Origin of the sequence: Achromobacter sp., from assembly GCF_049647645.1 — a bacterium.
In the GTDB taxonomy this organism is placed as follows: Bacteria; Pseudomonadota; Gammaproteobacteria; order Burkholderiales; family Burkholderiaceae_B; genus Achromobacter.
The window spans coordinates 1-5259 of the sequence record NZ_JBARYB010000114.1 but is presented as its reverse complement, the minus strand read 5'-3'; the positions used below and the strand labels follow the sequence as shown (position 1 = coordinate 5259).

The 5259-nt window shown below is 67.1% G+C and carries 7 protein-coding genes; 4 read left to right on the top strand and 3 right to left on the bottom strand.

The window, feature by feature from the left end:
• Window positions 1–596 (top strand): LysR substrate-binding domain-containing protein (locus tag WBB14_RS13670; RefSeq protein ID WP_424240308.1); only part of this gene is annotated, 596 nt, incomplete at its 5' end.
• A 24-nt stretch (window positions 597–620) separates the two neighbouring features.
• Here the strand turns inward: WBB14_RS13670 and WBB14_RS13665 are convergent.
• The 3 genes from WBB14_RS13665 to alr all read right to left on the bottom strand — a co-directional run bounded on the left by WBB14_RS13665 (window position 621) and on the right by alr (window position 3134).
• Entirely contained in the window at window positions 621–1001 is a 381-nt protein-coding gene (locus tag WBB14_RS13665) for a tautomerase family protein (RefSeq protein ID WP_424240307.1), read from the bottom strand.
• 131 nt (window positions 1002–1132) lie between these two features.
• Window positions 1133–1852 (bottom strand): SDR family oxidoreductase, encoded by a 720-nt coding sequence (locus WBB14_RS13660; protein WP_013394812.1) that lies wholly within the window; start codon window positions 1850–1852, stop codon window positions 1133–1135.
• Between the two features lie 154 nt (window positions 1853–2006).
• Window positions 2007–3134 (bottom strand): alanine racemase, encoded by a 1128-nt coding sequence (gene alr, locus WBB14_RS13655; RefSeq protein WP_424240306.1) that lies wholly within the window; start codon window positions 3132–3134, stop codon window positions 2007–2009.
• Between the two features lie 130 nt (window positions 3135–3264).
• Between alr and hpnC the strand changes: the two genes are divergently transcribed.
• The 3 genes from hpnC to WBB14_RS13640 form a co-directional block, all read left to right on the top strand.
• On the top strand, window positions 3265–4095 hold the full coding sequence (hpnC, locus tag WBB14_RS13650) for a squalene synthase HpnC (RefSeq protein ID WP_332012327.1): 831 nt from the start codon (window positions 3265–3267) through the stop codon (window positions 4093–4095).
• A 1-nt stretch (window position 4096) separates the two neighbouring features.
• Entirely contained in the window at window positions 4097–4960 is an 864-nt protein-coding gene (gene hpnD, locus WBB14_RS13645; protein WP_424240305.1) for a presqualene diphosphate synthase HpnD, read from the top strand.
• On the top strand, window positions 4957–5259 hold a 303-nt coding region (locus WBB14_RS13640; RefSeq protein WP_424240304.1), incomplete at its 3' end, for an FAD-dependent oxidoreductase. The genes hpnD and WBB14_RS13640, both read left to right, overlap by 4 nt.

Below are 5259 nucleotides of genomic sequence, written 5' to 3'. Positions count from 1 at the left end.
TGCTGGTGCCGCGCGCCCTGCAGCGCCTGCGCGCCGACCATGCCGGCGTCACCGTCATGCTGCAGGAAGGCGCGCACGATGCGCTGCTGGCCGGCCTGGCGCGCGGCGAACTCGACTGCGTGCTGGGGCGGCTGATGCTGGACGCGACGCAGCCCGTGTTCCGCACCGAAGTCCTGTACGAAGAGCCCATATGCGTGGTGGCGCGCGTCGGCCATCCGCTGGCCAAGTCCACCCGCATCACCGCCGCCGCGCTGGCGCGGCAAGACTGGATCCTGCCGCCGCCGCAGGCGCCGCTGCGCCAGCGCATCGACTCCTACTTCGCCGAACAGGGCCTGACGCTGCGGGCGCCCATGGCCGAATCGGTATCGCTGCTGGCCAACGAGGTGCTGCTGCGCAGCAGCGACCTGCTCTCGGCCATGCCGCGCGCGGTGGCCCAGCACTACGCCGCGCTAGGCGTACTGGCCATCCTGAGATTCCGCCCCGACTGGAACCTGCCGCCGGTAGGCGTGGTGCAGCGGGCGCAGGTCGAGGCGGCGCCGGCGCTGCAGCGTTTTCTGGACGCGCTGCGGGTGGAAGCCGGGGCGCTCGGCGCGTAGCCCCGCAAGCTCCCGCTGCCGATCTCAAGCGTATTGCGCGAGACCGTGTCCGAAGGACCAGTTTTCCTTCGCCACTTCCACCAGGTTCACGAACACGTCCTCGGGCCGCAGGCCGGGGTCAGCGCCCAAGCGCTCCGCGATCCGCCGGAACAGCGCCTTTTTCTGTTCCAGGCTGCGCGTATTGTTCGCCGTGATCTGGATGTACACGAGGTCGTCGCTGCGCGCCACATCCATGTAGGTCGGGCTGTAGCGGAAGTTCGACGCCTCATGCTCGGTCATGGTCATGAACTGGTCGTCTTCGGGAACATTGAAGGTTTCGCGCATGGCCAGATAGATGTTGTCGAAGATGGCCTGGCGATAGGCTTCAGGCTTTCCGGCGCGCAAGGAAATATGGACTAGCGGCATCGTGGATTCTCCAGGTTGTGCCGCATTATCTTAGCCAGTTTGGCGCTGCTGCCGCAGGCCCAAAATGGAAAAGCGCGCCGAAGCGCGCCATTCCTTGCATAGGGCGTGTCGGCACGCCCCCAATGTCCGCCCTAGGAACGTCCGCCCAGGCTGCCGCCGCCGTCCACGCCCAGCACCTGGCCGGTGATGAAGCCGGCGTCGTCCGACAGCAGGAAGGCGATCGCGGCCGCCACTTCCGCGGGCGTACCCAGGCGCTTCATGGGTACGGAGGCCAGCGCGCGCTTTTCGGCATCGCTGCCGGCGGGCCGCGTGGCGCGGAACATCTCGGTTTCGATCGGGCCGGGCGCAACCGCGTTGGCGGTAACGCCGTATTCGGCCAGTTCCAGCGCCCAGGTGCGGGTGCATCCCACCAGCGCGCTCTTGGCGGCCGAATAGGCGGTGCGTTCCATGCCGCCATGGATGGCGCGGCTGACCACGTTGACAATGCGCCCGGCGCGGCGCACCTTCATGGATTCGATGAATGCCTGGGTGACCTGCACCGCCACGCGCACGTTCAGGTCGAGCACGTTGTACAGCGTGGCCAGGTCGATTTCACCCAGCGGCTGGGGCGAGACGATGCCCACGTTGTTGACCACGGCGTCGACCGGGAATTTCTCGCGGATTTCGCGCAGCACTTCCTCGGTGCGGCCGGCGTCCGCCAGGTCACAGGCGTAGAGGTAGCCCGGGAAATCCACGTCGGTGGTATTGCGCGCGATGCCAACCACATGACAACCCATGTCGGACAGCCGCTGAGTAAGCGCCCAGCCTATGCCTTTGGTGGCGCCCGTGACGAGCACGCATTTGTCCTTCATGGATAGAAACCTCGCTTCTGTTCTCTTGGTGAAAAACGGGCGCTTGGGCGCCCGGTTTTCCAAGTAGACACCATCCGGAGCCACCTGTCTTGTAAATTGCGTAGCAATTCTTGCCTGCCGGACAGCCCGCCGGACAGTGGGGGATCGGCCCGGTTCAGACGTCCCGCGTGACCGGAACGCGCGGCGCCAGGGCGCACAGCAGCTCGTAGCCGATGGTGCCGGCGGCCTGGGCCACCTCGTCCACGGAAGGGCCTTCCTCGCCCCAGAGCGACACGGGCGCGCCGACGCCGGCGGCGGGGACGGGCCCCAGATCGACGATCAGCATGTCCATGGAAACGCGGCCCACCAATTGGGTGCGGATGCCGGCCACCACCACCGGCGTGCCGGTGGTCGCGTGGCGGGGATAGCCGTCGGCATAGCCGCAGGCCACGATGCCGATGCGCATGGAGCGGTCGGCGCGGAAGATGGCGCCGTAGCCGACCGAATCGCCGGCCTTGAGCTCCTGCACGGCGATGATTTCCGAACGCAGCGACATGGCCGGTTTCAGGCCGAAGGAAGAGGCTTCGGCGTCCGCGAAGGGCGATGCGCCGTACAGGCAGATGCCAGGACGCACCCAGTGCGCCTGCGTTTCCGAAGCGATGGCGATCTCGGCGAAGCGCAGCGTGGCGGCCGAATTGCAGACACTGATGGCGCCCGGCATCTTATGCGTCACCGAATTGAACACCGCCAGTTGTTCGTTCACGCCCTGCGGGCCGTCGGCGCAGGCGAAATGGGTCATCTTGCCCACCGAACCCAGCACGCCCTGCTGTTGCAGCAGCATGGCGCGTTCATGCGCCGCGGCGTAGGCGGCGGGGCTGAAGCCCAGGCGGTTCATGCCGCTGTTCAGCTTGAGCATGACGTCGACGCGGCGCGAGAAGCGCGCGCGGGCCAGCATGTCCAGTTGCTCCCGGTTGTGCACCGTGGAGCTCAAGTGGTAGCGGTCGACGATGTCCAGGTCGGAGGGTTCGAAAAAACCTTCCAGCAGCAGGATGGGGCCGCCCCAACCCGCCTCGCGGCAGCGCACGGCTTCGTCCAGGTCCAGCATCGCCAGGCCTTGCGCCTTCGAGAAGCCGGCCACGGCCTGCTCGATGCCATGTCCATAGGCATTGGCCTTGATCACCGCCCAGATCGAGGGTGGCAGGCCCGACGCGGCCTCCGCGGTCTGGTCCAGGTGGCGGCGCACGGCCGCGAGGTTGTGCGCTAGCGCGGAGACGGAGACGGTGGCGGAGATTGGACGCGGCATGGTGTGGGATCCTGTGGCGCTTAAGTCTAACTGATCCACGCCTCACGCGGCATTGCGCCGTGTCACCGGAATGCGACTACTCTAAAATGGATCGGTCCAGGCCCTCAGGGCCAGATTCGCAAGTCCAAATATGCCCATCGATCACTACGAAAACTTCCCCGTCGCCTCGCTGCTGTTGCCGCGCAGGCTGCGTGGCGCCGTGACCGATATCTACCGTTACGCCCGCGCAGCGGACGATATCGCCGACGAAGGCAGCGCCACGGACGCAGAACGGCTGAACCAATTGGCCGCGTTCCGCGCCGAACTGCACCGCATCGGCGCCGAGCCGGGCGCCAGGCCCGAACCCGGCTCGCCCGAACTGGCCAGCATCTTCGTCCCGCTCGCGGCCACCATCGCGCGCCACCAGTTGCCGATCACGCCCTTCTACGACCTGCTGTCCGCCTTCGAGCAGGACATCAGCGTCAAGCGCTACGAAGACTACGCCACGCTGGCCGACTACTGCACCCGCTCCGCCAATCCGGTGGGCAGGCTGATGCTGCACCTGTTCGAGGCCACCAATCCACAGAATGTCAGCGAGGCCGACGCCATCTGCACCGGCCTGCAACTGGTGAACTTCTGGCAGGACGTGCGGGTGGACTGGCACAAGCACCGCGTCTACCTGCCGCAGGAAGACCTGCGCCGCCACGGCGTGACGGACGACGACCTGGCCGCCTGCCGTCTGACGCCCGCCTGGCGCGATCTGATGGCCTTCGAAGTCGAACGCGCCCGCGCACTGCTACACTTCGGCGCTCCGCTGGCGCGCCGCCTGCCGGGCCGCATGGGCCTGGAGCTGCGCCTGGTGGTGCAAGGCGGGCTGCGCGTGCTGGAGCGTATCGAGGCGGGCGGCTACGATGTATTCATGAATCGCCCCGAATTGGGCGCCAAAGATTGGGCCATCATGATGTGGCGCGCAATTACCTGATATGACCCCTGACGAATACTGCCAGGAGAAAGCCGCCAAAAGCGGTTCCAGCTTCTACTACTCTTTCCTCTTCCTGCCGCCTGAGCGGCGGCGCGCCATCACGGCGCTGTACGCGTTTTGCCGCGAAGTGGACGACGTGGTCGACGAATGCACCGACCCGTCGCTGGCCCGCGTCAAGCTGGCCTGGTGGCGCACGCAGGTCGACCAGATGTACAACGGCAATCCGGACCACCCGGTGACCCGCGCCCTGCAGCCGCACCTGCAAAGCTGTTCGATCACGCGCGAACGCCTGCTGGCCGTGGTCGACGGCATGGAAATGGACCTGGACCAGACCCGCTATCTGGACTGGCCGGGCCTGCGCAAGTACTGCTGGCATGCCGCCGGCGTGGTGGGCGAGCTGTCCGCCGGCGTCTTCGGCTATTCCGACCCCAAGACCCTGGTCTACGCGGAGAAGCTGGGCCTGGCGTTCCAGATGACCAACATCATCCGCGACGTGGGCGACGATGCCCGCCGTGGCCGCATCTACCTGCCCGTCAACGACATGCAGCAGTTCGAGGTCAAGGCCTCGGACATCCTGAACGGCGAATACTCCGACCGCTTCAGCGCGCTGATGAAGTTCCAGGCCGAGCGCGCCCGCGAACTGTACCGCGAAGCCATGAGCAACCTGCCCGAGGCCGACCGCCGCGCGCAGCGCCCGGGCTTGATGATGGCGGCCATCTATCACGCGCTGCTCGACGAGATCGAACGCGACAACTGGCAAGTGCTGCATCAGCGCATCTCGCTCACTCCCCTGCGCAAGCTGTGGCTCGCCTGGAAGACCTGGGTGGGCGGCGGACGCGGACTGGTCCGCCGGTTGGCGCGGTGAAAGCCGCGGTCATCGGCGCTGGCTGGGCCGGCCTTGCCGCCAGCGTCGCCTTGCGCGAAGCGGGCGCCAAGGTCACCGTCTTTGAAGCCGGCCATACGCCGGGCGGCCGTGCCCGACGCGTGTTCCACACCGATTTCGACGCGCCGCTGGACAATGGCCAGCACCTGCTGTCGGGCGCCTACAAGCACACGCTGGCGCTGATGCGCCGCGTCGGCCGCAACCCGGACGCCCTGCTGATGCGCCGCCCCCTGCAGCTGGCCAGCCTGGACGGCCGCTTTCGCCTGGCCGCGCCGCGCCTG